Genomic DNA, 24,903 nt, shown 5'->3' with positions numbered 1-24,903 from the left:
CTATACCCCTCACTTATAATTCAACGCAGTCGGTTCTCTCCTCCGTTACAGAGTAATACATGTGAAAATCCGTGTTTTGGTTCTAACCCTGCTCGCGTTGCAAGCCGGTGCTGGACTGGTGCCGAGTGCATTAGCCAGCAATACAACCGCCGCAATGCACGCTACCCAGCCTGAGCTGGCTTCTGGCAGTGCCATGGTGCTGGATATGCAAACGCATCGGGTGATTTATTCACGTAACCCCGATGAAGTGGTGCCTATCGCCTCGATCACCAAGCTGATGACGGCGATGGTGACGTTGGATGCCCGCCTGCCGCTGGACGAAATGCTGTCGGTAGATATCAGCCAGACGCCAGAAATGAAAGGGGTCTACTCCCGGGTGCGATTGAACAGCGAAACCAGCCGCAAGGATATGCTGCTGTTGGCGTTGATGTCGTCTGAAAACCGGGCTGCGGCCAGCTTGGCGCATCATTATCCAGGAGGCTATAACGCTTTTATCAAGGCGATGAATGCCAAGGCGAAAGCGCTTGGCATGACCAATACCCATTATGTTGAACCGACCGGGTTATCGATTCATAACGTGTCTACCGCGCGTGACCTGACCAAGCTGATGCTGGCGACCAAGCAGTACCCGCTGATCGGCCAGTTGAGCACCACGACCGAACGGATGGCGACCTTCAAGGATCCCAACTATACGCTGCCGTTTCGCAATACCAATCATCTTGTCTATAACCAGAAATGGAACATCCAGCTGACAAAAACCGGCTTTACCAATCAGGCCGGGCATTGCCTGGCGATGCGTACCGTGATCGGCAACCGCTCCGTTTCGCTGGTGGTGTTGGACGCCTTTGGCAAATATACCCATTTTGCGGATGCTAGCCGCCTGCGTACCTGGATTGAAACCGGCAAAGTAACACCGATCCCGGCGGCGGCACGGGATTATCGCCGCCAGAAAGATGCCGCCCTGGCGAAGAACGACACGGAATAAAGCGTTACTTGGCCTGCCGCCAGTCGCGGCAGGCTATCGTTTTCCCATGCTGCAAAATTCACGACTTAAATCCGCAGCTACAGTAAAATCATCACGATTTGCCCTCTTAAAGTTTTCAACCCGCTATGCTAAACCGTATGGCTATCTCACCCTTTGATAAGGAAAGTGCATTTTGGCAGGCAGTAGCTTATTAACCCTGATCGACGACATCGCTTCGTTACTGGATGATGTTTCATTGATGACGAAAATGGCGGCTAAAAAGACCGCCGGGGTGCTGGGAGACGATCTGGCGCTCAATGCCCAACAGGTCAGTGGTGTTAAGGCCGATCGTGAAATCCCCGTGGTGTGGAAGGTGGCCAAGGGCTCGTTTATCAACAAGGCGATCCTGGTACCGCTGGCATTGCTGATCAGCGCTTTTGCCCCTTGGGCGATTACGCCTCTGCTGATGGTCGGTGGGGCTTACCTCTGTTATGAAGGGTTTGAAAAGGTTTACCACAGCCTGATGCACCGCAAGGGCGCAGAGGCAGAAGAGAAAGCGGAACTGGATACCAGCGAGGACGTTGCAGTCTATGAACAGCGCAAAATCAAAGGTGCCATTCGTACCGACTTTGTACTCTCCGCCGAGATTATTGCCATCACGCTGGGGACCGTAGCCGGAGCCACCTTTAGCCAGCAGGTGATTGTGCTGTGTGGTATCGCCATTGTGATGACGGTAGGGGTGTACGGCATCGTGGCGGGCATCGTCAAGCTGGACGATCTGGGGTTCTACCTGGCCCGTAAGCGTAGCGCGCTGGCGCAATCGTTAGGGCGAGGTATTGTCAGTGCGGCACCTTATCTGATGAAAACGCTGTCGGTGGTGGGGACCTTGGCCATGTTTATGGTGGGGGGCGGAATTTTGACCCACGGGTTACCGCCGGTGCATCATCTGTTCACCGACTGGGCGAGTTACTCTATGGTGGTACCTGGCGTAGGTGCGATCCTGGGGGGGCTGACCCCTACGTTGCTGAATGCAGTGTTCGGCCTGATCGCCGGTGGCGTTGTGATGCTGGTGGTCTCTGGGATTAGTTCGGTGCGGGCTCGTTTTAAGGCTTGATACTGCGGATTAATGACCAACACCCGAAATGTGTTTTTTCGGGTGTTGGCAGCGCGAACGCATAAGAATTGGGCGTTTATAACGTTGGCGCTGTTGGCAACAGGGCAGGTTTAGCATTCGCTGTGAAGTTGCGGATTGTGGGGTTCAGGGAATTTAAACCCGATGCCGCTTGGGATGCTGATGCTGGTGATGCCCCCGCATCGACCCAATTAACCTCTTGATTATCCAGACGAGCGCAGCATCAGCTGCCTCTACGCCGTGAGTGGGTGAGGAAGGTCTGCAGTCTCGTGGAGAATTTTTGTGAAGCGTTACAGGCACCAACAACCGGCACCTGTAACAGATCGCGGGGAAACTACCAGCCTTTGACGGCACCGCCGTTGAAGATCTTCTCCGCCGCTTTGGCAACTTCATCAGACTCGTAGGCTTTCACGAAGTTCTGCACGTTCTGCGCATCTTTATTATCTTCGCGTGCCACCACGATATTGGTATACGGTGAATCCTTATCCTCGATAAAAATCCCGTCCTTGGTCGGCGTCAGGCCAATCTGGTTGATGTAGGTAGTGCTGATCACCGCCACCGCGACTTTAGGATCGTCCAATACCTGGGGCAGTTGCGCACCTTCCAACTCCATAATCTGGTAGTTGTGCGGGTTGGCACTGATATCCAGCGAGGTTGGCAGCAGGCCTTTGCCCTGCTTGAGTTCGATCAGCCCAACCTTTTTCAACAGCAACAGGGCGCGGCCCAGGTTGGTGGGATCGTTCGGGATGGCAATCACCGCGCCGTCCTGCAACTCTGACAGCGATTTGACCTTCTTTGAATAGCCAGCCATGGGGAATACAAAGGTATTGCCTACCACCACCAGTTTGTAGCCGTGATCTTTATTTTGCTGTTCCAGGAAGGGGCGGTGCTGGAATACGTTGGCATCCAGTTCCCCTTTGTCGGTGGCATCATTGGGCAGCAACGAACCGCTAAAGCCAATTAGCTCAACGTCCAGGCCGTATTTCTCTTTGGCCACCCGTTTGGCGACCTCCGCCACGTCCTGCTCGGCACCGTTAATTACGCCAACCTTGATATGGTTTTGATCGGGCTGCTGATCGCACCCTTGTAATAACAGTGTTGCTGCCAGTGCTGCGGCCAAGACGGTGCAGCGCCAAACAATTGCCATGAGTGACTCCCTGTAAAAACAATAAGATCGGTCAGTGTTGTAGCAACAGCTAAACCTATGGTCCAAGCCAAGTCAAATTGTTGTTAAGCATAAAATCATCTAGCTCATAACCGGCGATCAGCGTGGCCGTAGCACCACGATGCCCGGCGTATTCAGCACATAGCTGGCAAACGCCGAGTCCATCACTTTGTGGTTTTCCAGGCGTGAGGAAGCATGGCGCAGCACCGGACCATCCTGGGTCAGGATAAAGAAGCCGGTATGGGTAACGTCCAGCCCAGCCAGCTTGGTATAGATGCCGATATAGTCGCCGGTCTGTAATTGGCTAATCACCTGCTCATCAATAAATTCGCTGGGGATATAGGTGATGTTGCGTTCGGTGACCGCTACGCTAGGCAGATAGAGTTCGCCATCCGCTTTGCGGTTGAGCCGTTTGGCCACGGTGACGGCGTGCGGACTGAGTTGTGCGGTGACGTCATCGGTAAGGATTTGGTGGGCGTGTGCCCAATCGGTGAAGAAATGCTTGCGCTGCGGGAAACTGACATCGCCATTGATATAGCGCGTCTGAATCACATTTTCGACGAATTCGTTTTCGCTGGTGGCGGTTCTGAGCGCCTGCACGTAATCCAGATAGGTAAAGCAATCTAACCCACGGAAATCGATCACCAACTGTTCCGCGGTGGTGGCGGAACCTATCAGCCTGTTGGCTAAGTAAGGGGTTTCCAGGAAAATCTGCGAGAGCAGCTCGATCGTCTGCCCTTTATCAATTTCCGGTACCGCCGCATGCAGGGCCAGCGCTGCCTGCAGTTTGTTTACTGTGTCATCGTCCATTGCTATCGCCATTGTCAGAGGTTTCACCTGTTGCGGTAGCGATTCTACCGGGATTTTGGCCGGTTGTTTACCGCTGCAACCCATCAGCACCGTGCTTAATATTATCAGGGCCAAGTAACGCATCCCTCTCTCCCTAGCGATCATTGGTTTGGTCAGTATGGCGTGCGCAGGGTAAATCCAGTGTCACCCAAAAAGCGCTAAATCAATAGCCCACTTCATTATTGAACGGCAGATACCAGAACAGCGCGATCTCATGATCGGCAATGTCTGGTTGCCCACGATAGAGTAAACGATCGATGCCGCCCAGCACAAAGCCATAGTGCTGATAGCAGCGGCAGGCGGTCAGATTATTGTTTTGCGTTTCCAGCATCAGCCCGGCGGTGTCCTGCTCTCGTGCCCAATGACGTGCGGCATCCAATAGCGCTGTGGCTACGCCTTGGCGGCGAGCGGGGCGGCTAACGGCAATCTCCTCGATCAGCGTATAGTCGTTCCAGTTTTTGCTGAGAGTGATATGCCCCACGGCTTCCCCTTGGTAACGAGCGAGGAAGGTCTCCCCATCGTCATTGAGGAACGGGGCCAGCGGATAGACTTTATTGAAAGGAACCACTGGCTGGGTTGGCCACTGCTCGACCGGCTTATCAAAACAGGGTTGAGCATAACAGGCGACGGCAAAGGAAAAATCACCGTATTCCAGGTAACCGAAGGGGAGTTCGCTGATAATTTCAATGCCGATCGTCTGATGCAATTATTCCAGCTCCCTTAACAGCCTGGCGGGGTTGCCTGCATAAATGCCTTTACGGGTAATGCTCTTGCTGACCACTGCACCGGCACCAATCACCACGTCATCACAGATTTCCACGGCCAGTATGGTGGCACCGGAACCCACAGAAACCCGGTTGCCGAGCCGCGTGTGCCCCCAGCTTGCCGGGTCGGCGTTAGGGGCGCCCCCTTTGAACAGATCGTTGGCAAACATCACGCCGTGGCCAATAAAGCAATCTTCGCCCAAGGTTACGTATTCACAGATAAAGCTATGCGACTGGATCTTGCTGCGAGCGCCTACGCAGACGTTCTTCTGGATCTCGACAAACGGGCCGACAAACACATCGTCCCCCAACTGGCAGCCATACAGGTTGCTGGGTTCGATCACCATCACGTTCTGGCCGGCCTGCACGTTATTAATCCCGCTTTGGCGGGTGCGGATCTTGGTTGTCATGGTCTCCCTCCATCAAATAACGCAACATATTGATTATAGTGCAGAGTAACTTACAAATTGCTGACAGCGTACGTTTTTTCAGCCAAAGGCTATAATTGATCCAAGGCAGAGAGCCTGATAGCCGCAACCCTTGCGCGGTGTCTGAGCCGCCAGTGGTGTGTTTTCCGTTCGCCGATCGCGGTTGGCGGCGAAATGAGGAGGTGTCTCATGGTCAATCATGTCTGGGGTCTGCTGGCCCATCCCAACGTCGAGTTGAAACAGATCAAAAGCGAGAATGAATCCGTCTCGCACCTGTATACCCACCACGTGCTGCTAATGGCGTTGATACCGGTGGTCAGTGCGTTTATCGGTACCACACAGCTGGGTTGGCTCTCTGGTCAAGGGCAGACGATCCGTTTGGATATGTTCACCGCTTTCTATACCGCCGTCGCATTTTATCTGCTGATGTTGGCCGGTGTGGCGATCATGGGTAAGGTGATCCACTGGATGGCGCGGCGTTATGAATCACGGCCAAGCTTGCATCTGTGTATGGTCTTTGCGGGCTATGTTGCGACCCCGATGTTTCTCAGCGGATTAGTGGCGCTCTACCCGTTGGTCTGGCTGTGTCTGTTTGTCGGCATTATCGGCCTGGCGTATTCGGGCTATCTGCTGTATCTCGGCATTCCACACTTCCTGAATATCGATCGCAAAGAGGGATTTATCTTCTCCAGCTCAACCTTGGCGATTGGCATCCTGTTACTTGAATTGCTACTTGGACTGACTGTATTGCTGTGGGGGTATGGTTTCTGGTTATTCTGAAGTTAGCGTGATCGTTGCCCCTCATACCTTGTGGTATGGGGGGCTTTTGTTTAATGGGTTAGCTGTTGCTCACCACCACCAGTTTCTGGTTCACAAACTCCTTAATCCCCAGATCTGACAGTTCACGGCCAAAGCCGGAGCGTTTCACACCGCCGAACGGCAGCTCAGGTGCGGTATCGGTCAATGAGTTGATATACACCATGCCGGTCTCAATGCGTGAGGCCAGCTTTTTGGCACGTTCAATATCGCTACTGAAGATGGCCCCGCCAAGCCCGTAGTGGGAGTCGTTGGCCAGCTCGACGATTTCCTCGTCACCGCTCACCACATAGACCTGCGCCACCGGGCCGAAGAACTCGGTGAAATAGGCCGGGTTATCGCGGCTGATATGCGTGAGGATGGTGGGTTCAAAGAAGTTACCTTCGTGCTGTAACGCCTTGCCGCCCAGGTGCAGTCTGGCCCCTTGCTTCACCGCCTCATTGACCTGCTCGGTCAGCCCTTCCAAGGCAGATTTGGAGGATAACGGCCCTAAGGTGGTGGTTTCATCCAGCGGATCGCCTATTTTCACATTCTTGAAATGCTCGGTGAGCTGTTGCAGGAACGCTTTCGCCACTTTTTCCTGCACGATAAAACGCTTGGCGGCGGTACAGACCTGCCCGGCATTGTTGAGCCGCGCCTGTGCACCCACTTTAGCGGCCTTATCGAGATCGCAATCGTCGAGCACCACGAAAACGTCATTACCACCCAGTTCCAGCGTGGCCTTTTTGAGCTTCTTGGCTGCCTGAGCCGCCACGATGCTGCCCGCTTTTTCCGAACCGGTCAGCGCCACGCCCTGTACCCGATCGTCGGCGATGATGTTTGCCACCTGATCCTGGGAAATATACAGATTGGTATAGGCACCTTTGGGCGCCCCGGCCTCATGCACCAGTTTTTCGAACGCTTCGGCGCAGTGTGGCACGATGCTGGCATGCTTGACCACTACCGGGTTCCCGGCCGCCAGGTTAGGGGCGAACACGCGCATCAGTTGGTAAAAGGGGAAGTTCCAAGGCTCGACCGCCATCAGCACCCCGATGGGATGATGCTCGACCCAGGCCTCACCCAGGCTGGACTCATAGCTTACCGGCGCCAGGAATTTCTGTGCATTGTTGGCATAGTAACGGGCAATCTGGGCACACAGCTTCACTTCGCCACGGCTTTGGGCGATCAGCTTGCCCATCTCAACGCTGGCAATCTTCGCCAGCTCCTCCACTCTGCTCTCCATCAGATCGGCCAGCTTATGCAACACGGGGAGGCGCTGGATGATTTCGCCCTTGGCCCAGTCAGAGTGATACAGCGCATCGGCCTGCGCCAGCGCCAGCTCCACCTGATCGTCGTTATGCGGGGTATATTGTTTAATTAGCTGATTATTGAAGGGGTTTACTGTCTGGTATGGCATGAAGTGCTCCTTTCATCGCTCATGTTGACGCCTGACAGACGCCTTATCAGAACCTTAAGTCTAGACGACAGGGCAGCAGAAGAGGGGGCATAAAGGGCGATAGCGCGCCAGTGCCCCGCATGCAGAGGCTTAATACGAGTGTGCTGAGATGATCCTTTGCTCTCAAAAGGGCAAGCTCTACCAGCTCCCTCTCCCTGTGGAAGAGGGAGTAGGATAAAATGTTACTGGATGTTGTTACCCCAGTTTTTTTGCTTGCTGGTTTTGCCAATGCCGGGATTAAAACTGTTGGTAGGATCGGCATCCTGATAGAACGCCTGCAAATCCGGTTTGGCATGATACAGATGGCCGACGTTGTGCTCGGCCGGATACTCCGCACCACGCTGAGTGAGGATGGCCAACATCTGCTCTTTCAGCGCATGGCTGTCCGCGCCTTTTTTCACCACGTAATCCTGATGGAACACGTGGCACATAAAGTGGCCGTAATACAGCTTGTGTACCAGTTGGTTGTCGATCTCCGGCGGCAGGGTTTCGAACCACTCGCTATCGTTGCGGCGCAGGGCGATATCCAGCGCCAGAATATCCTCGACCTGGTCGGCATGTACCGCGTGATAGCGCACTGCGGCGCCCGCTGCGGCAAAACGGTGCAGGAACGCCTTCTTGCCTTCTTCAGGCGTGCAGACGAAAAAGCCGCCGTCGGCCTGGGCAAAGTAGCCTTGCAGATACTGTTCGGCCTCTGCCACGCCCGGCCCGGCCATTTTCAGCAGCAGGTGGTGTTCAAAGCGTTGGCGAAACTCTTTCATTCGTGGCGGCAAATGGTTAGGGGCCAGCTTGCTCAACTTCTGCATCAGGTTATCGGTGAGGTTGTGCGGTAACAGTGGCAGTTTGTTCAGCGTGGCATCCACCCGGCCTTTCAGGGTGAAGAAGCGCGGCATTTGATCGGTGCCCAGCTTGTCGATCATCATAAAGGTGTCTTTGCCATACACCTCGGCAATATCGAAAATATCGCGGTGCATATATTCCCCGGCCACCGGCAGATTTTCAAACTGGCTCAGCATATGGCGGCGCAGCTCGGTCAATACTGCGGTATCGTTGGTGCCGATATAGAACACTTGTTCCTTGTCTTCTTTGGCAAAGGTATCCAGGCGTACCGCAAACACCGCCAGCTTACCGGCACAGCCGGAGGCTTCGAACAGGCGGCGTTTATCGGCGTTAAAGCGGGAAGGGGTATCGGCATCGACATCGCGCACCCGGCTGGCGTATTCGTTGTCCGAAGCGCGCAGCTCGCCGTGTTCAACATCCGTTGGCCGGTAATCGCCCTTTTCCAACCGCGTGAGGATCTCTTCCGGCGTATCGCCCAGGTTAATCCCCAGATGATTGACCAACCGTAACTGGCCATCGGCGTCCAGCTTGGCGTACAACGCCATTTCGGTATAGGCCGGGCCGCGCTTGACCAGAGCCCCTCCAGAGTTGTTGCATATCCCCCCGATCACTGAAGCGCCGATGCAGGAAGAGCCGATCACCGAATGCGGTTCACGGCCATAAGGTTTCAGCAGCCTTTCCAGCTTATTGAGTGTGCTGCCGGGGAAGCCGACCACCTGCTTGCCGTTATCCAACACCTGAATATGATCGAGCCGTAGGGTGCTGACAATGACAATCTCACGGTCATAATCCTGGCCGCTGGGGGTGGAGCCTTCGGTCAGGCCGGTGTTGGCCGCCTGCATGATGACAATCTTATCGGCGGCGACGCAGGCTTGCAGGATCTGCCATAGTTGCAGCAGACGGGTAGGGAACACGACGGCCAATGCCTTGCCTCCGCCGGAGCGGAAACCTTTGCGATAACGTTCGGTGCTACGCTCGCCGGTCAGCACCTGCGCGTTGCCGACGATATTCTTCAACTGAGTGATAAATGCCTGCGTCATGCCCATCTCCATGTCCCCGTCTGGCTGCAACGGGAGTTTAAGGTTTAATAGCGTTCCTGATATCCCGCCTCACGTTCTTCTGCACGCAGCGTCAGGATCTCCACGCCGTCAGCGGTAACCGCCACGGTGTGTTCCCATTGGGCGGAAAGTTTTTTATCGCGAGTGACCACGGTCCAGCCATCTTTCTTCTGCTTGATGCGGTGCTCGCCCTGGTTAATCATCGGTTCGATGGTAAACACCATCCCTTCCTGCAATACCGTGCCGGTACCGGGCTGGCCGAAGTGTAGCACCGCTGGGCCTTCGTGCATTTCACGGCCAATGCCATGTCCGCAATATTCCCGCACCACGCTGTAACCCGCCTGCTCTGCATGCTGCTGAATGGCGTGGCCGATGTCACCCAGCGTAGCACCGGGCTTCACTGCCCGTATGCCTTGCCACATTGACTCGTAGACATTGTTGACCAGCCGCTTGGCGAGCGGGGTGGTTTGGCCGATGCAGTACATCTTGCTGGAATCGGCAATAAACCCGTTATTTTCCAAGGTGATATCGACATTGACGATCATCCCGGAACGCAGAATTTTGCTGGCCGACGGAATGCCGTGGCAGATCACTTCGTCGATCGAGGTATTGAGCACGTAGGGGAAATCATACTGGCCCTTGCTGGCAGGGCGTGATTTCAGCTCATTGACGATAAAGGCTTCGGTACGGTCATTGATCTCCATGGTGGTGATCCCTTCGCCGATCACCTCATCGAGCATCGCAAACACCTTGGCCAGCAGCGCGCCGGAGTGGCGCATGATGGCAATCTCCTGCGGCGTTTTAATCACAATCTCTTTCACCCAACAATCTCCTTCAGCGTCAGCGCGTTTTCTTTCATCATTTTCTTTACCAGTTGCGGATAGGTCAGCTCCGGATTGAGTTCTGCCAGCATACCGATCCTGATCCAGTGATCCGCCTGTGCGTTGATAGAACGCGACATGGTCAGGCTGGCGAGCCTGAGATCGTCATGTAGCGTCTCCGAGATTTTTACTATCCCCATAGCCGACTCCGTCAGTGAACAATATACGGAGTGTATACGTTTTGGATGCTATGGGTTTGGCATTCTGTGGTGCAGGCATTTTAGGGCCAATGGTCATTGCCGGGGTCGCACAATGCGTTTATTGTGATCGTCGGCTTTGTTGCCATGACATTTTAAAGAAGGATTTAGGGCGTGACTAAACTACGTGTTGGGGTGATCTTTGGGGGCAAATCGGCGGAGCATGAGGTTTCGCTGCAGTCGGCAAAAAATATTCTGGATGCCATCGACAAAGAGAAGTTTGACGTCACGCTGCTGGGCATTGATAAGCAGGGGCAATGGCACCTTAACGATGCCTCCAACTTCCTGCTGAATGCGGAAAACCCGGCGTTGATCGCGCTGAACCACTCGAATAAAAACGTGGCGCTGGTCCCTGGGTATGAGAAGCAGCAACTGATTGAAGCCGATGGTGCTGGTGCGTTGGGGCAGCTTGATGTGGTATTCCCAATTGTCCACGGCACCTTGGGGGAGGATGGTTCGCTGCAAGGGCTGCTGCGCATGGCGAATATGCCGTTCGTGGGGGCGGGCGTGTTGGGCTCCGCGGTCAGTATGGATAAAGACGTTACCAAACGTCTGCTGCGAGATGCCGGGCTGTCAGTAGCTCCGTTCGTCACGCTGACGCGTTCCAACCGCAACAAGTACAGCTTTGCTCAATTAAGTGAAAGCCTGGGGCTACCGCTGTTTGTTAAACCGGCGAATCAGGGGTCCTCGGTTGGTGTCAGCAAGGTGCATGACCAGGCTGAGTTCGAACAGGCTATCGCCCTGGCATTCAGTTTCGACCATAAAGTGCTGGTGGAGTCGGCTATTGTTGGCCGTGAGATCGAATGCGCGGTATTGGGCAATGATAATCCGCAGGCCAGCGTCTGTGGCGAAATCGTCCTGACCGATGAGTTCTACTCTTACAACACCAAATACATTAATGAGCAAGGCGCGCAGGTGGTGGTACCGGCGGCGATCGATCAGGACGTCAGCGATAAAATCCGCGAGGTGGCATTGCAAGCCTTCAAAGCGCTGGATTGCTTGGGTATGGCACGTGTCGACGTGTTCCTGACGCCGGACAATAACGTGATTATCAACGAAATTAATACGTTGCCTGGTTTCACCAATATCAGCATGTATCCAAAACTGTGGGGGGCCAGCGGGGTGAATTATACCCAGCTGATTACTGCGTTGATTGAGCTGGCGCTGGAGCGCCATCAGCAGGATCGCGGGCTGAACAGTTCGGTGTTTGACAGCAAGTAAATGGCGTTTTCCTGGCACTCTCCGAGTTGAAGAGTGCCAGAGAACAACGGTTTATTTCACCGTCACATCGATATCGCCAAAGTATTTCTTGGACAGTTCGCCAATGGTGCCTTGCTGCTTCACCTTGGCAATGGCGTCGTTGAGTTTTTTCAGCGTCGCGGTGTCGTCTTTGCGCAGGCCGAAGGCGATGCCTTCGCCGAGGATCTTGTCGTCCTGTACCGCCTCGCCCACAAACGCAAAGCCTTTACCATCCGGATGCGCCAGGAAACCGCTCTGCCCGGCAGGAGCCATGATCAGTGTGGCATCCAGGCGGCCAGCGGTCAGATCCAGATAGACCTGATTCTGATCCTGATAGGACACCACATCAACCCCTTCCGGTGCCCAATGTGCCTTGGCATAGTTTTCCTGAATGGAACCCTGCAACACGCCGACGTGCTTACCCGCCAGCGATTTGGCATCGGGCTTCAGGCCGCTGTCGGCCTTGGCAATCAGGCGGTTTGGCACCTGGTAGATCGAATCGGTAAACGCAATCGCCTGTCTGCGCTGCTCGGTGACGTTCATCGCCGAGTTAATCGCATCAAATTTGCGGGCCTGCAACGCCGGGATCAGGCTGTCGAACGAGGTTTCTACCCAACTGCATTTGACCTGCGCGGCGGCGCACACGGCGTTACCCAGATCGATATCAAACCCTTCCAACTGGCCACTGGCGGATTTGGACTCGAAAGGTGGGTATAGCGCTTCAAGCCCAAAACGCAGGCTATTCTCAGCCGCCAGTGCGGAACCGGCAGCCAGTAAACATCCCGCCGCGATCAGCGTTTTCAGTGTTTTTTTCATTGTTGTTGCTTCCCCATGGTAAAAATCAATGGATCACACCTGGCACAGACGGCGAGCGCCTTCCTGCAGGGTGTCATTATCTTTCGAGAAACTCAGGCGGATAATGCCGGTATCGGTGCCGTCGCTGTAGAACGCCGACAGCGGGATGGTGGCCACCTTGGCTTCGCGGATCAAGCGCACCGCAAAGTCGTTGTCGCTTTCATGACTGAAACCGCTAAAGCGGGCCAACATAAAGAAGCTGCCACGGCTAGGCAGTAACTCAAAGCGTGACTTTTGCAACGCGGCTGCCAGCAGATCGCGCTTCTGCTGATAGAACTCTGCCAACCCCAGGTAGCTTTGTGGATTATTCAGGGCGGCGGCAAAGGCATATTGCATCGGCGTATCGGCAGAGAACACCATAAATTGGTGCACCTTGCGGATTTCGTCCATCAGCGCTGCCGGTGCCATGCAGTAACCGACGCGCCAACCGGTGACGTGATAGGTCTTGCCAAAGGAAGAGACGATCACGCTGCGTTCTGCCAGAGCAGGATGGCAGGCCATGCTGTGGTGAATGCCGCCGTCGAAGACCACGTGTTCATACACTTCATCGGAAAGAATGACGATATCGGTATGGCGGGTCAGGGCGGTCAGGCGCTCGATATCGTGTTCATCGAATACGCTGCCGGTAGGGTTATGCGGGCTGTTGACGATGATCATTCGCGTTTTGCTGTTGATTGCCGCCGCCACCTCATTCCAATCGATGGTTAAATCTTGCAGCGAAAGCTTGATGGCAACCGGAGTTGCCCCTTGCAGGCGTACAATCGGGGCGTAGCTGTCGAAGGCGGGTTCGAAATAGATCACCTCATCGCCGGGATGCACCAGCGCGCTGATGGCGGAGTACAACCCTTCGCTGGCGCTGGCGATCACCGTGATTTCGTCGTCGGCGTCATAGCGGGCGCCATACAGCCGCTCAACTTTTTCCGCCAGTGCATGACGTAATGCTGCTACACCGCTCATTGGGGCGTACTGGTTATGACCTGCACGCATGGCTTGGGCGACGCCCTCAACCAGTTGCACATCACAGGCAAAATTGGGTGCGCCCTGTGACAGATTCAGGGCTTGATGTTCGGCGCTCAGTTGGCCAATCACGGTGAAAATGGTAGTGCCAACGTCCGGCAGTTTCGAACGTTGCGAGCAGGCGCTGTGCATGGTGGGCTCCTGGCAAAAGAATCGAGTGTCGAATGATTAAGCATCAGTTAGGATGGGCTAACAAGAGAAAATTCGTCATGCTTGCCATGCAGCCAGATCATGGCTGACAGTGAAAATAAATGCAGGTATCGGGATTTATTATGCAAACATCGCTGCCGTCGCTCGACGTGCTGAAAACCTTTGTGGTGGTCGCTGAACGTCTCAATTTCACCCATGCCGCTCAGGCGCTGCATCTGACGCAGGGCGCGGTCAGCCGCCAGATCCTGGGATTGGAACAGCAGCTGGGTTACCCGCTGTTTAGCCGCCGCGCGCGTGGGCTAACGCTGACGCCACAGGGTGCGCTGCTGTTGGTGCCGGTGCAGCTAGCGTTAGAGCAATTGGCGCAAGCGCTGGCCAAGGCCGGGGAACAGCCGGGTACGCTACGCGTCAAATGCCCAACCTGTGCGATGCGCTGGGTATTGCCGCGCATTATTCGCCTGCAGAATGAACGGCCAGAGATGCATATCGAACTGACCGCGTCGGTATCGCACGGGCTGGATTTTGGTAGCGAACATTTCGATGCGGCGGTGGTGTTTGGCAAACCTCAGGGCAAACGGCTGGTGGTGCACCACCTGTTTGATGAGATCCTGACGCCGGTCTGCACGCCGAACTATCTGCCTGACCTGGTTCGGTCACCAGAACCAGCCGATCTGGCGGAGACAACCTTGCTGCATCCTACGCGCGATCGCCGTGATTGGTTGCTATGGTTGAAAGCGGCGGGGCAGACGGCTTTGCCCTCAGCCAAGTCACAGCATTTTGATACGCTCGATCTGGCGATGAGCGCCGCATTACAGGGCTGTGGTATCGCCATTGGCGATCTGTGCCTGTTGGAGGAAGATATTCAGGCCAATCGCATTATTACGCCGTTTTCTATCAGCGTGGAGAGCGGTGCCGCCTATTATCTGGTTTACCCCGAACATGCGGTGGTGCCTGCGGCCTTAACCCGGCTGGTGGAGTGGCTGGGGGCAGAGGCGCAAGCCAGCCGGACCAGATTGCACCATCTGCTAACCACAACGCAGACGAATTGATTCTGCAAACAAAAAGAGTATGGCAAACTGCCTGCTCACATCTATTAATGCCTCCTGGCCGACATTGTTGGCGGGGACGTGGCTGAGAATCCAACTATGAAATGGCTTTGTGTGGTGAGTATGTTGTCCGGCTTGGCAATCAGCCCGGTTTTTGCACAGGAAAGCAGTGCAACCCAAGGGATCTATGCTCAGGAGCGTGATGCCTTTATCTCCAACCTGATGAAACAGATGACGCTGGAAGAGAAAATCGGCCAGCTGCGCCTGATCAGCGTTGGGCCGGATAACCCGAAAGAGGCCATTCGTGACGGCATCAGTAAAGGCCAGATCGGGGCGATCTTCAACACCGTGACCCGCCCAGATATCCGCGTAATGCAGGATCAGGCCATGCAGCTCAGTCGCCTGAAGATCCCACTGTTTTTTGCCTATGACGTGGTCCACGGCCAGCGTACCGTGTTCCCAATCAGCCTGGGGCTGGCGGCAAGCTTTGATCTGGAGGCCATCGCCCTGAGTGGACGTGTTTCAGCGCAGGAAGCCAGCGATGACGGCCTGAACATGACCTTCTCACCGATGGTGGATATTACCCGCGATCCGCGTTGGGGCAGGGTCTCTGAAGGGTTTGGTGAGGATACCTGGCTGGTATCGAAGATTGCCAAAGTGATGGTGGATGCCTACCAGAATGGCGATCCGTCCAAGCCGGGTTCGGTGATGGCCAGCGTGAAGCACTTTGCCCTGTATGGCGCAGTTGAAGGGGGCCGTGACTACAACACCGTCGATATGAGCCCGTTACGTATGCATCAGGATTACCTGCCGCCGTATAAGGCGGCGGTAGATGCTGGCAGCGGTGGCGTGATGGTTTCACTGAACTCGATCAACGGCGTACCGGCGACGGCCAACCCGTGGCTGCTGAAAGATCTGCTGCGCGGCCAGTGGGGCTTCAAAGGCATCACCATCAGCGATCACGGCGCAATTAAAGAGTTGATTAAGCACGGTGTGGCCGAGGATGCGCGTGACGCGGTGCGCTTGGCGATCACCTCCGGGGTCGACATGAGCATGAGCGACGAGTATTACGATCAATACTTGCCGGGTTTGGTGAAGGATGGCCTGGTTTCCGAAAGCGAGATCGACCGAGCCTGTCGCGACGTGCTGAACACCAAATATGATATGGGCCTGTTTAAAGATCCGTACAACCACCTTGGCCCGGTAGGCTCCGATCCGCTGGATACCAATGCCGAAAGCCGTCTGCACCGTGCGGAGGCCCGCGTGATTGCCCGTAAAACGATGGTGCTGTTGAAAAATGACAAGCAGACGCTGCCATTGCAAAAGCAGGGCACCATAGCGCTGATCGGGCCGATGGCCGACAGCCAGCGCGATATCATGGGAAGCTGGTCGGCGGCGGGCGTGGTGAAGCAGTCGATCACCGTGCGTGAAGGGCTGCAGAATGCGGTGGGCGATAAGGCCAGCATCCTGTACGCCAAAGGGGCCAACATTACTCAGGACAAGAACATTGTTGATTATCTCAACGAGTATGAACCTGCGGTGGCCTTTGACACGCGTCCTCCACAACAGATGATCGATGAAGCGGTAAAGATCGCCAAACAGGCCGACGTGGTAGTGGCGGTAGTGGGTGAAGCGCAGGGAATGGCTCATGAAGCCTCTAGCCGGGCGGACATCACCATTCCGCAAAGCCAGCGTGACCTGATCGCGGCGTTGAAAGCCACCGGTAAACCGCTGGTTCTGGTGCTGATGAATGGCCGTCCGTTGGCATTGAGCTGGGAAAGTGAACAGGCAGATGCGATGCTGGAAACCTGGTACAGCGGCACCGAAGGCGGTAATGCCATCGCCGACGTGCTGTTTGGTGACTACAACCCTTCCGGTAAGCTGCCAATGACTTTCCCACGTTCGGTGGGGCAGATCCCGATTTACTACAACCATCTCAACACTGGCCGACCGTTCGGCAAGGCAAACCCGGGCAAGTACACTTCGCGCTACTTTGATTCGCCAAATGGCCCGCTGTATCCGTTTGGTTATGGTCTGAGCTATAGCCAGTTTGCCCTGTCCGATTTCAAACTCTCCAGCCCCGAGATGGCGCGCGACGGCAAAATTACCGCCAGCGTGATGCTGAAAAACACCGGTAAATATAACGGTGCCACCGTGGTACAGCTGTATGTGCAGGATGTGAGCGCCTCGGTCAGCCGCCCGATCAAGGAGCTGCGTAACTTCAAGAAGGTGACGTTGCGTGCCGGACAGGAACAGCGGGTGGAACTACCTATTACCGAGGACGATCTGAAGTTTTATAACGCCAGCCTGAAATGGGGCGCGGAGCCGGGTAAATTCAACGTGTTTGTTGGCCTGGACTCGGACAATCTGCAACAGCAGAGCTTTATCCTGAAATAAGTTTGTGAGCGTTTACTTTTGTTACTGACCCCTCACCCCAACCCTCTCCCACAGGGAGAGGGAGCAGGTATGGAGCCGTTGTCAGGTGCCGGAGTCAATTTTTGGCACTTTAAATCTAGAGCGAAAATCAAATACTAGAGTTACGTTGTGGCACGTTAAATCCCCTCTTCTGGGGGAGAGGGTTAGGGTGAGGGGATCTTTACCAGCTTAAAGATCTGCTCTCCCTTTTCTATGAGTACCCATCATCGGAGATCCCATCATGAAAAGATATCTGGACTGTAGCGCCAGCGATCTGGCCAACATCAGCAAAGACGATCTGATCTACGCCATCCGTGCCAGCGAAGGGCGCATTCTGGTCAGTGAGACCATCGCGGTCACTCAGCCGCTGCTCAATAACGTCACCAATGCCGAACTGGCTGCCAGCCAGGGGGCCGACATCCTGTTGCTGAACCTGTTTGATGTCAATCAGCCGCACATTGCCGGGCTGCCTGCCGATGTGCCGCCAGAAGAAGCCATACGTGAGCTACAACGGCTGACCGGGCGCGTCATTGGGGTCAATCTGGAAGCCGTCGATCCGGCGTTTGCCACCACGCATAATGAGTTCTGGCAGATGACGGCGGGGCGCGCAGCCACGGCGGAAAACGCCCGAAAATTGTATGAGCTTGGCGCTCGCATGGTGGTCTTGACCGGTAACCCGAATAACGGCGTCAGCAACCAGGCGATTGCCGAGGCGCTGAAGCACATTCGTGATGAAGTGGGCGATAAGCTGGTGCTGGTGACCGGCAAAATGCACGGTGCCGGGATTGTGCGTGAAAGCGGCAGTCAGTTGATCACCGAGCAAGATATTGCACTATTCATTGAAAACGGGGCTGACATTGTTCTATTACCTGCACCGGGCACCATCCCTGGAATGTCGCAGGAAAAGGTCGCTGCGCTGATTGCATTTACTCAGCAACAGGGCGGGCTGGCGATGACCGCCATCGGCACTTCACAGGAGGGGGCCGATGTGCAAACCATTCGCCAGATTGCCTTGATGAGCAAAATGGCTGGAGCAGACCTGCATCATATCGGCGATACCGGCTATCTTGGCTTGGCGTTGCCGGAGAATATCTTTGCCTACAGCGTGGCAATCCGCGGCGTACGGCACACTTACACACGCATTGCCCGCTCCGTTAACCGCTAATGTTTCAGGGCCGTACTCAATCTGCGGCCCGTTAAGTCCCACTCACTGTAGCCCTTTCCCGCAAGGGGTAACTCGGCAGGTTGGTTTATTACCGACAGATTAATTTCAGTAATATCAAAGGGATTTGATTGTTAACTTAATAACCTAATGACTTGATTAGTTATCAAATTACCTGGTTGTTAATTTATCGTCTGCGCCACCAGCTTATTGGCTTAATAAGCTGGTAGGTTATTAAGTTACTTAGATCTTCTTCAGCAGGGCCAGCAGCTGCGCCTCGCTCTTGTCGCTCAAACTGTCGATGGCCAACTTGATCACATCGGAACGTGTGATGCGTACGATACCATTACGCGCCGCATGGCCGATCACCTCGTCGATCATCTCCACGTGGTTATCCGTCAGGCTGACGGACAGCGCTTTATAAATGCGCTTACGGCCCTGGGGCTTTTCGACAGGTGCGGCGGGGGCGGGAACGATCAACGTATGCGAAGTGGCGCTGTTGATAAATTCATCTTCCGACATGCGATGGGTTGGCGTACGTTTTTTCACAGGATCACCTCGGTTACCAGGCTTTCGATTTCGTGCTGGGCCTTTTCATTGTGCGCTTCGTGCACGGTTAGCGCTTCGCCCCAGGCATCGCGATAAATTTTGCGATCGCACAGGCGGTTGTGTACCAACTTCAGTTCCGGGTATTCGCTTAGCACTTCGGCCGCTTCGTTAGCCTCGTTAATGAAGATATTGGTTGGGCACAGGTTGAGCACAATGTGGCCTTTTACCTTTTCATTGTATTCCTGGGCGGTGGAGAACATCTCGGACAGGTAGCCGACAGTATCCAGGTCCATCTGCGAAGGGCGCAACGGCGAGATAAACAAATCGGCGGCCAGCAGCCCGGAGCGTAATTCTGCGCTGTCGCGGCCAGCGGTATCGACAATCACATAATCGTAGTGACGATTCAGTTCCAGCAGGGTTTCTTTGATCTTGCCTGAGGCGGCCACCACCGGGATCTGCGGAACCCCTTCGACATTCTGACGGTCGTTGAACCAGGTCATGATGGATTTCTGGTCGTCGGCATCGACGATGATGGCCGTTTTTTTCTTTTTGAGGATCAGATATCCGGCGATGTTTACCGCCATGGTCGATTTGCCGACGCCGCCTTTCTGCGAACCAATCAAAACAATCATGCTGCCATCTCTCAAGTTGCCAAGCGGATAACTTATTAAATGATTAACTTAATAAGTTAATTCGCTTGTTAGGTTGGTAGTTAAATGAGTTAACAAGTGCGTATGACGACAATATGCCCCATTGGCAGCGGCTTGCCAAGTAGTGAAGGTCTTAACTTGTGGGTTTGATTTTTTAGTAACTCATTAACTTGATAAGTTATTGTTGAGATAAAAGGCAGTCAGAATGGGGGTAAAGCAGGTAAACGGGCGCAGCAGCGCCCCTACATATGAAGATCCTACGGTCTTACTTTTTCATCATGTTTTTCAGATTGGCGAAGGGATTGTGTGTGGCTAACCCTAAGTCTTTCTGTGCATCTTCACCGGCGACCACCGTGGAGCCATACTGATCGGCTTCGGTGTATTTGGAGTGTTCATGATCGTGGCAGTACAGGCACAGCATTTCCCAGTTGCTACCGTCTTCCGGGTTGTTGCTGTGGTCATGATCGATGTGATGCACCGTCAGTTCACGCAGGTTGGAGTAAACAAATTCGCGTGAACAGCGCCCGCAGACCCACGGGAAGATTTTCAGTGCTTTTTCGCGGTAACCGGTTTCCAGTCTCGCGTAGTTTTTTGGAATATATGCCATGTGGGCACCTACAGGATCAGAATAATATTGCGCTCAATATTACCACAAACCGCATGCAGACAAGCTAGCGGAATCGTTCTACCGCCCAGTCGATAAAGACCCGCAGTTTGGCACTGAGATGGCGGTTTGAAGGGTAAACCACGTACATCTGTTCATCCGGCGGTTGCCAGCTATCCAACAGGCTGATCAATTCGCCGTTGTCCAGATGCGGCTGTGCCATAAAACGCAGCGTTTGAATGATGCCCAGGCCCGCCAACCCGGAGGCAAGATGCGCGTTACTTTCATTAACGCTAACCTGATAGCGGTGCTGGATATCAATGGTTTTGCCTTGAACAACAAATTGCAGCGGCTGAATGCGATCGTTGAGTGCGTGGCGGTAGTGCGCCAGAGGGTATCCCCGCTCCAGATCGCAAGGGTGTTGCGGAGTACCGTGGCGGGCAAGATAGGCTGGCGTTGCGCAGGTCACCCATTGTAATGCGAACAACCGCCGGGCGATCAGGCTGGAATCTGCCAACGGGCCGCTGCGGATCACGCAGTCTGCGCTGTCGTTGATTAAATCGATGTTGCGATCGCCTACGCCGAGGTCGATCTGGATCTGGGGATAGCGGGCGATAAACTCAGGCAGTGCGGGTAGCAGCACCAACCGGGCAGTGGAACCTCCGGCATCAATGCGCAATACGCCCTGAGGTGCGGATTGCGATTCGGTCATGCAGCCTTCCATCTGCTCCAACTCCGCTAGCCATTTTACCGTGCGGCGGTAATAACATTCGCCCTCTGAAGTGACGGAAACGCTGCGGGTAGTGCGATTGAACAGCTTGGTTTGCAGATGGTTTTCCAGGTTCTGGATCAGTTTGGTGACGGTGGCTTTTGGCATACGCAGCGAATCGGCGGCACGGGTAAAGCCGCCGGTTTCCACCACGCGATTAAACACACGAATAGCTAGCAAATGGTGGTCCATAACGTTCTCAATCGGTTGCCCCGGCAATTTTCCGGGGCATGTTTCTCAAGGGGAATAATGATTATGGCTGCTTGACGCTAATCATGTCGTTGCGTAATGACCAACCAAACACCAGCATAGCCGAAAGGATCAGGGCACCACCAAACAGCATTGCGCTGCTGACACCTTGCCAGTCAACCACTTCTCCGCCGAGCAATGCGCCAGAGGCCAGGGCAATCTGGACCACGCTCACCAATAATGCTTGCCCCGCTTCCGGTGCTTGGGGTACAGCGGCAAACATCCAACTGGTGGCACAGACCGGCACCGCGCCAAATGCCAGCCCCCAGACCAACACCATCAGGGTGGCTCCTGGGATGCCGCTGAGAAAAGGGGAAACCATCAGGATACTGGCCAGCATGGCGGTGATCAGGATAAAGGTGGCGCGCAGGTTATGTTCCGCCAAACGCTCACCCAGGAAAGTACCAAGCAGGCCGATGGCTCCATAGGCAAGGAGTTGCAACGAAATCGCCGAAGGGCTGAGGACAAACACCTGCTGCAACAGTGGGCGCAGGTAAGTATAGGCGGCAAAATGGCCGACAAACAGCAACACGATGGCGATTAACCCGATGCGCGCCATTGGCAGGCGCAGCGGCAACAGCAGATCGCTCGGGGTCACTGGGCGGCTTGCTGGCACCGACGTGAGTAGGCGTATTTGTGCCAACAGCACGATACCCGCTAACACTGAACTGCCAAAGAAGGCCGCACGCCAGCCAAACAGATCGCCGATCAATGCCCCGGCGGGCACGCCACAGACGGCACCTACCGAGATGCCGCTCAGGATCAGCGCGGTCGCCCGGCCCTGGCTGGCAACCGGCACCAGATGGCGGCCATAGTTGGCGGCGAAAGACCAGAATCCCCCAACGCAGACGCCCAATAGCACGCGGCCTAGCAGCATCATAGGGAAGTTTACCGCCAGCGCGGAAATCAGATTGGAAATAATCAGCAGTACGGACAGGCCCAGCATCAGCAACCGCCGATCGAGCCGCCCAGACAGCAGGCTTAGAACCGGTGCAGCCACGGCGGCAACCAGGCCAGGGATGGTGACCATCAGGCCAGCGTTACCGGTACTGACGTCCAGAGAAGGGGCGATGTTGGTGAGTAACCCGATGGGCAGGAACTCGGTAGTGACCATGACAAAACAGGCGACCGCCAGCGAGAAGATCGCCAGCCACGGTGATGATGCAGATTTATCTTTATAATTCAGCATAATAGCACTCATCTCAGGTGAATAAACACGTCGTACGACAGCTGTACGAGTGATCGGGATCACAATTTACGCAGCGATGAGCGGTGAATAAATCCATCTGTGGTGGTTACACTGTTTCTGTAGGGGAATAATCACATGGATCAGCTGTTGGCGCGGGTTGGCGGGGGGCAACTGGTTCCCACCCCATAGACTTTGATGGCTCTAAGGCGCGGGCAGGGCAATTTCTTTCAATACACTCCCGCTGTAACCCGGCACGCTGGCACCTGTAACCCACTTTTACAGGTGCTGACTATGACGCTTTACCTTTCCATGGCCGCTTTTGCGTTGGCCTCCTCTATTACTCCCGGTCCGGTGAACATCGTGGCACTGAGCTGTGGCGCGCAGTTTGGCTTTACGACCAGCTTGCGGCATGTGACCGGTGCGACCTTGGGGTTCACGTTATTACTGGTGTCGGTTGGCTTGGGAATGCATGAAGTGCTTACCTGGTGGCCGGGGCTGACCACCGCGATCCTCTGGGCCGGCGTGGCCTTTCTACTCTATATGGCTTATCAGCTTGCTGCGGATGACGGGCAACTGAGCCAGGGCAAGCGGCAGCAAACACCGTCTTATTGGTATGGGGCCCTGTTGCAATGGTTGAATCCCAAGGCTTGGCTGGCTTCGGTTGCCAGTATGGGGGCCTTTGTCGGTGATGGGGAGATGCGGCTGCTGTGGCAATTTTCCGGGCTCTATTTTGTGATTTGCTACCTGTCGATAGCCTGTTGGGCCTACGCTGGGGCGATGCTTGGCAGTTTGTTGCAGCGGGCGCACAATCTGCGGCGCTTTAATCGCCTGATGGCGCTGCTGCTGGCGTTCAGCGCCTGTTACTTGCTGGCTGAGGGGATCTGATACTGGCCGGGGGTGGCTGCCAGCAGCTGTTTGAAGGTGCGCTGAAAGTGCGCCTGATCGGCAAACCCGCTTTCGTTGGCGGCGGCTGCAATGGAGAAGCCCTGTTTCAGAAGCCGCTGGCCGTGCTGGACGCGCTGATTGACCAGATAGGCATGGGGTGTCATGCTGTAGCGCTTCTTGAATGCGCGGATCAGGTAAGAAGGGGAGAGGGCCGACGCTTGGCAGATCGCCTCCAGCGTCAGCGACTGGGTGCAATGAGTACGGATAAACGCCGCGGCCATTTCCAGTTTTGGGGTCATATCCTGCTGTGGGATCGGAGACTCGCCGAGTAACTGCGGTAGATTGCTGAAGTAATCCACCAGGGCGATCTGCTTTTCCAGATGGCAACAGAGCGGATCGATCAGTACCCCATACAGCTGATTCAGGCCGTTAAACAGCACCTTATCCTGGCTGATAATCTGCTTGAACGGCACAAAGCCGCTGCCAGGGGTCTGCTGAAACGTTGCCAACCAGTGCTGGTCGATATAAAACATGGTATAGGCCCAGCGCTGGTTGCCAATGGGGTTGCAGCCGTGCGCCTGCTGCGGATTGATGATCACCACGTCACCGGTTTTAACCTGGAGGTGCTGGTCGCCGTTAACATAGGTGCTGGTACCGGCGGTGATGGTGCCAATACAGAAAAACTCGTGGCTATGCAGCGCATAACAGAGCTTGCGGCCATCTTCGACGGCACGGGCCTCAACGAACGGCAGGCGTTCATCACGCCAGAATTGTGGGGCATATTGGCTCATCGTTTCTTCTCTGACGTCGTTACAGGGAGAGCTTGTTATAGCGTAAATAGCATTACGTGGTCGAGAGGGAGAAGGAAAATGGTAGCGTGGTTGCAGCGGCTGGTTTTGCCGCCGGTAGTGATGGCAGTTTGTGCTGCGGGGATGGCAGTAACCCGCAGGCTAACCGAGGGGGACTGGCAAGATAGCCTGTCTATGCTCTTGGTCGTTGGCCTATTGGTAGTGGCTTCCGTGATAATCATGTTTAGTGCCAGTTATGCTTTTCACCGGGCAGGTACCACGCTGGATCCACAAAAATTTCAGCGGGTCAGCGTGCTGCTGGTTAACGGAGTTTTCCGTTTCAGCCGTAATCCGGTGTATCTGGGGCAGCTCCTGCTGTTGGCGGCTTGGGGATTATTGCTGGGAGGGATCTACGTCTGGTTATGGTGGGGGCTGTTTTTTGCCTATCTGGATCGCGTGCAGATCCCGCGTGAAGAGGCGTTTCTACGAGCTAACTTTGGGCAAGACTACCATGCGTTTTGCAGCCGGGTAAGGCGTTGGCTTTGAGTTGTTAATCCATCCCACAGCTTGTCTGAGCCCCCTCACCCCAACCCTCTCCCACAGGGAGAGGGAGCTACTAGCCCCTGCTCATTTGGTAGTAATTTAGTCATCTCGGCAAATTTTATCGCCCCTCAGCCAAGGTGCGTCACTGAGTTTTCAGACCCACTCTACCGGCCCCTCCCAAAAGGCGAGGGAGCTGATTCGGCATTGTCATCAGGTACTGCGAGCGAGTTATTTCACTGCAACAGCGAACTGATTTAGTGCCGT

Annotated in this window: 25 protein-coding genes; 9 read left to right on the top strand and 16 right to left on the bottom strand. The window is 54.9% G+C overall.

Going from position 1 to position 24,903, the window contains the following annotated elements; translation table 11 throughout:
• The first annotated feature begins 55 nt into the window (after positions 1–55).
• Positions 56–985 carry a D-alanyl-D-alanine endopeptidase gene (gene pbpG / locus ABIE29_RS11950; protein ID WP_429619070.1) on the top strand — a complete coding sequence of 310 codons (930 nt, stop codon included), beginning with the start codon at positions 56–58 and terminating at the stop codon, positions 983–985.
• A 172-nt stretch (positions 986–1,157) separates the two neighbouring features.
• Positions 1,158–2,078, top strand: coding sequence for a DUF808 domain-containing protein (locus ABIE29_RS11945; protein ID WP_429619009.1), 921 nt, complete (start codon positions 1,158–1,160; stop codon positions 2,076–2,078).
• Between the two features lie 352 nt (positions 2,079–2,430).
• Here the strand turns inward: ABIE29_RS11945 and ABIE29_RS11940 are convergent, their stop codons facing one another.
• From ABIE29_RS11940 to ABIE29_RS11925, 4 genes are all read right to left on the bottom strand, one after another.
• Positions 2,431–3,243: a MetQ/NlpA family lipoprotein gene (locus tag ABIE29_RS11940; protein WP_429619007.1), complete on the bottom strand. Its 813-nt coding sequence runs from the start codon at positions 3,241–3,243 to the stop codon at positions 2,431–2,433.
• Positions 3,244–3,360: 117 nt separating this feature from the next.
• On the bottom strand, positions 3,361–4,194 hold the full coding sequence (locus ABIE29_RS11935; protein WP_429619006.1) for a DUF1460 domain-containing protein: 834 nt from the start codon (positions 4,192–4,194) through the stop codon (positions 3,361–3,363).
• 79 nt (positions 4,195–4,273) lie between these two features.
• Positions 4,274–4,816 (bottom strand): GNAT family N-acetyltransferase, encoded by a 543-nt coding sequence (locus ABIE29_RS11930; protein WP_429619004.1) that lies wholly within the window; start codon positions 4,814–4,816, stop codon positions 4,274–4,276.
• Positions 4,817–5,284: an acyltransferase gene (locus ABIE29_RS11925; RefSeq protein WP_024527419.1), complete on the bottom strand. Its 468-nt coding sequence runs from the start codon at positions 5,282–5,284 to the stop codon at positions 4,817–4,819.
• Positions 5,285–5,491: 207 nt separating this feature from the next.
• Between ABIE29_RS11925 and ABIE29_RS11920 the strand changes: the two genes are divergently transcribed.
• Positions 5,492–6,082, top strand: coding sequence for a Yip1 family protein (locus tag ABIE29_RS11920; protein ID WP_429619002.1), 591 nt, complete (start codon positions 5,492–5,494; stop codon positions 6,080–6,082).
• A 58-nt stretch (positions 6,083–6,140) separates the two neighbouring features.
• Here ABIE29_RS11920 and ABIE29_RS11915 read toward each other — a convergent pair whose 3' ends face one another.
• The 4 genes from ABIE29_RS11915 to ABIE29_RS11900 form a co-directional block, all read right to left on the bottom strand.
• Complete coding sequence (locus ABIE29_RS11915) at positions 6,141–7,514, bottom strand: NAD-dependent succinate-semialdehyde dehydrogenase (protein WP_429619000.1); 1,374 nt, start codon at positions 7,512–7,514, stop codon at positions 6,141–6,143.
• A 221-nt stretch (positions 7,515–7,735) separates the two neighbouring features.
• Positions 7,736–9,433 (bottom strand): D-lactate dehydrogenase, encoded by a 1,698-nt coding sequence (gene dld / locus ABIE29_RS11910; RefSeq protein ID WP_429618998.1) that lies wholly within the window; start codon positions 9,431–9,433, stop codon positions 7,736–7,738.
• A 44-nt stretch (positions 9,434–9,477) separates the two neighbouring features.
• Positions 9,478–10,272, bottom strand: coding sequence for a type I methionyl aminopeptidase (gene map / locus ABIE29_RS11905; protein ID WP_429618996.1), 795 nt, complete (start codon positions 10,270–10,272; stop codon positions 9,478–9,480).
• Positions 10,269–10,472: a ParD-like family protein gene (locus ABIE29_RS11900; protein WP_429618995.1), complete on the bottom strand. Its 204-nt coding sequence runs from the start codon at positions 10,470–10,472 to the stop codon at positions 10,269–10,271. Before ABIE29_RS11900 ends, map begins: the two co-directional genes overlap by 4 nt.
• 171 nt (positions 10,473–10,643) lie before the next feature.
• On the opposite strand from ABIE29_RS11900, the gene ddlA reads away from it, so the two are divergent.
• Complete coding sequence (ddlA, locus tag ABIE29_RS11895; RefSeq protein ID WP_429618994.1) at positions 10,644–11,750, top strand: D-alanine--D-alanine ligase; 1,107 nt, start codon at positions 10,644–10,646, stop codon at positions 11,748–11,750.
• Positions 11,751–11,801: 51 nt separating this feature from the next.
• Here ddlA and ABIE29_RS11890 read toward each other — a convergent pair whose 3' ends face one another.
• On the bottom strand, positions 11,802–12,584 hold the full coding sequence (locus ABIE29_RS11890) for an ABC transporter substrate-binding protein (protein WP_429618992.1): 783 nt from the start codon (positions 12,582–12,584) through the stop codon (positions 11,802–11,804).
• A gap of 33 nt (positions 12,585–12,617) precedes the next feature.
• Positions 12,618–13,772: a pyridoxal phosphate-dependent aminotransferase gene (locus ABIE29_RS11885; RefSeq protein ID WP_429618990.1), complete on the bottom strand. Its 1,155-nt coding sequence runs from the start codon at positions 13,770–13,772 to the stop codon at positions 12,618–12,620.
• A 140-nt stretch (positions 13,773–13,912) separates the two neighbouring features.
• On the opposite strand from ABIE29_RS11885, the gene ABIE29_RS11880 reads away from it, so the two are divergent.
• The 3 genes from ABIE29_RS11880 to ABIE29_RS11870 all read left to right on the top strand — a co-directional run bounded on the left by ABIE29_RS11880 (position 13,913) and on the right by ABIE29_RS11870 (position 18,416).
• Positions 13,913–14,839: a LysR substrate-binding domain-containing protein gene (locus ABIE29_RS11880; protein WP_429618988.1), complete on the top strand. Its 927-nt coding sequence runs from the start codon at positions 13,913–13,915 to the stop codon at positions 14,837–14,839.
• Between the two features lie 96 nt (positions 14,840–14,935).
• Positions 14,936–17,233, top strand: coding sequence for a beta-glucosidase BglX (bglX, locus tag ABIE29_RS11875; protein WP_429618987.1), 2,298 nt, complete (start codon positions 14,936–14,938; stop codon positions 17,231–17,233).
• 259 nt (positions 17,234–17,492) lie between these two features.
• Positions 17,493–18,416, top strand: coding sequence for a haloacid dehalogenase-like hydrolase (locus ABIE29_RS11870; RefSeq protein ID WP_429618986.1), 924 nt, complete (start codon positions 17,493–17,495; stop codon positions 18,414–18,416).
• Positions 18,417–18,656: 240 nt separating this feature from the next.
• On the opposite strand, the gene ABIE29_RS11865 is transcribed toward ABIE29_RS11870, so the two are convergent.
• From ABIE29_RS11865 to ABIE29_RS11845, 5 genes are all read right to left on the bottom strand, one after another.
• Positions 18,657–18,962 carry a hypothetical protein gene (locus ABIE29_RS11865; RefSeq protein WP_429618984.1) on the bottom strand — a complete coding sequence of 102 codons (306 nt, stop codon included), beginning with the start codon at positions 18,960–18,962 and terminating at the stop codon, positions 18,657–18,659.
• Positions 18,959–19,594, bottom strand: coding sequence for a division plane positioning ATPase MipZ (locus tag ABIE29_RS11860; protein ID WP_429618982.1), 636 nt, complete (start codon positions 19,592–19,594; stop codon positions 18,959–18,961). Before ABIE29_RS11860 ends, ABIE29_RS11865 begins: the two co-directional genes overlap by 4 nt.
• A gap of 283 nt (positions 19,595–19,877) precedes the next feature.
• A complete protein-coding gene (yajD, locus tag ABIE29_RS11855; RefSeq protein WP_429618980.1) occupies positions 19,878–20,219 on the bottom strand; it encodes an HNH nuclease YajD in 342 nt (113 codons plus the stop codon).
• 64 nt (positions 20,220–20,283) lie between these two features.
• The gene (locus ABIE29_RS11850; protein ID WP_429618978.1) at positions 20,284–21,177 is read right to left on the bottom strand and encodes a LysR family transcriptional regulator; all 894 of its coding nucleotides are present in this window, start codon (positions 21,175–21,177) and stop codon (positions 20,284–20,286) included.
• A 61-nt stretch (positions 21,178–21,238) separates the two neighbouring features.
• Complete coding sequence (locus ABIE29_RS11845) at positions 21,239–22,423, bottom strand: MFS transporter (RefSeq protein WP_429618976.1); 1,185 nt, start codon at positions 22,421–22,423, stop codon at positions 21,239–21,241.
• A 291-nt stretch (positions 22,424–22,714) separates the two neighbouring features.
• Here ABIE29_RS11845 and ABIE29_RS11840 point away from each other — a divergent pair, with 291 nt between their 5' ends.
• Positions 22,715–23,308 carry a LysE family translocator gene (locus ABIE29_RS11840; RefSeq protein ID WP_429618974.1) on the top strand — a complete coding sequence of 198 codons (594 nt, stop codon included), beginning with the start codon at positions 22,715–22,717 and terminating at the stop codon, positions 23,306–23,308.
• Here the strand turns inward: ABIE29_RS11840 and ABIE29_RS11835 are convergent.
• A complete protein-coding gene (locus tag ABIE29_RS11835) occupies positions 23,284–24,099 on the bottom strand; it encodes an AraC family transcriptional regulator (RefSeq protein WP_429618973.1) in 816 nt (271 codons plus the stop codon). The two genes, ABIE29_RS11840 and ABIE29_RS11835, sit on opposite strands and share 25 nt — an antisense overlap.
• A 78-nt stretch (positions 24,100–24,177) precedes the next feature.
• Between ABIE29_RS11835 and ABIE29_RS11830 the strand changes: the two genes are divergently transcribed.
• Entirely contained in the window at positions 24,178–24,642 is a 465-nt protein-coding gene (locus ABIE29_RS11830; protein ID WP_429618972.1) for a methyltransferase family protein, read from the top strand.
• The last annotated feature ends 261 nt before the right edge of the window (positions 24,643–24,903 follow it).

Source organism: Serratia sp. 2723 (assembly GCF_050434425.1).
GTDB lineage: Bacteria > Pseudomonadota > Gammaproteobacteria > Enterobacterales > Enterobacteriaceae > Chania.
The sequence above is the reverse complement of the archived record's forward strand: the minus strand, read 5'-3'. Positions and strand labels throughout refer to the sequence as shown.

Excerpts from the sequence above, each read along its gene's own strand:
- ABIE29_RS11845 (WP_429618976.1), bottom strand. The coding sequence starts at position 22,423 with ATGCTGAATTATAAAGATAAATCTGCATCATCACCGTGGCTGGCGATC.
- ABIE29_RS11830 (WP_429618972.1), top strand. The coding sequence starts at position 24,178 with ATGGTAGCGTGGTTGCAGCGGCTGGTTTTGCCGCCGGTAGTGATGGCA.
- ABIE29_RS11880 (WP_429618988.1), top strand. The coding sequence starts at position 13,913 with ATGCAAACATCGCTGCCGTCGCTCGACGTGCTGAAAACCTTTGTGGTG.
- yajD (WP_429618980.1), bottom strand. The coding sequence starts at position 20,219 with ATGGCATATATTCCAAAAAACTACGCGAGACTGGAAACCGGTTACCGC.
- ABIE29_RS11935 (WP_429619006.1), bottom strand. The coding sequence starts at position 4,194 with ATGCGTTACTTGGCCCTGATAATATTAAGCACGGTGCTGATGGGTTGC.
- ABIE29_RS11860 (WP_429618982.1), bottom strand. The coding sequence starts at position 19,594 with ATGATTGTTTTGATTGGTTCGCAGAAAGGCGGCGTCGGCAAATCGACC.
- ABIE29_RS11835 (WP_429618973.1), bottom strand. The coding sequence starts at position 24,099 with ATGAGCCAATATGCCCCACAATTCTGGCGTGATGAACGCCTGCCGTTC.
- ABIE29_RS11940 (WP_429619007.1), bottom strand. The coding sequence starts at position 3,243 with ATGGCAATTGTTTGGCGCTGCACCGTCTTGGCCGCAGCACTGGCAGCA.
- dld (WP_429618998.1), bottom strand. The coding sequence starts at position 9,433 with ATGACGCAGGCATTTATCACTCAGTTGAAGAATATCGTCGGCAACGCG.
- ABIE29_RS11885 (WP_429618990.1), bottom strand. The coding sequence starts at position 13,772 with ATGCACAGCGCCTGCTCGCAACGTTCGAAACTGCCGGACGTTGGCACT.
- ABIE29_RS11850 (WP_429618978.1), bottom strand. The coding sequence starts at position 21,177 with ATGGACCACCATTTGCTAGCTATTCGTGTGTTTAATCGCGTGGTGGAA.
- ABIE29_RS11925 (WP_024527419.1), bottom strand. The coding sequence starts at position 5,284 with ATGACAACCAAGATCCGCACCCGCCAAAGCGGGATTAATAACGTGCAG.
- ABIE29_RS11840 (WP_429618974.1), top strand. The coding sequence starts at position 22,715 with ATGACGCTTTACCTTTCCATGGCCGCTTTTGCGTTGGCCTCCTCTATT.
- ABIE29_RS11900 (WP_429618995.1), bottom strand. The coding sequence starts at position 10,472 with ATGGGGATAGTAAAAATCTCGGAGACGCTACATGACGATCTCAGGCTC.
- ABIE29_RS11890 (WP_429618992.1), bottom strand. The coding sequence starts at position 12,584 with ATGAAAAAAACACTGAAAACGCTGATCGCGGCGGGATGTTTACTGGCT.
- ABIE29_RS11870 (WP_429618986.1), top strand. The coding sequence starts at position 17,493 with ATGAAAAGATATCTGGACTGTAGCGCCAGCGATCTGGCCAACATCAGC.
- ABIE29_RS11920 (WP_429619002.1), top strand. The coding sequence starts at position 5,492 with ATGGTCAATCATGTCTGGGGTCTGCTGGCCCATCCCAACGTCGAGTTG.
- bglX (WP_429618987.1), top strand. The coding sequence starts at position 14,936 with ATGAAATGGCTTTGTGTGGTGAGTATGTTGTCCGGCTTGGCAATCAGC.
- ABIE29_RS11915 (WP_429619000.1), bottom strand. The coding sequence starts at position 7,514 with ATGCCATACCAGACAGTAAACCCCTTCAATAATCAGCTAATTAAACAA.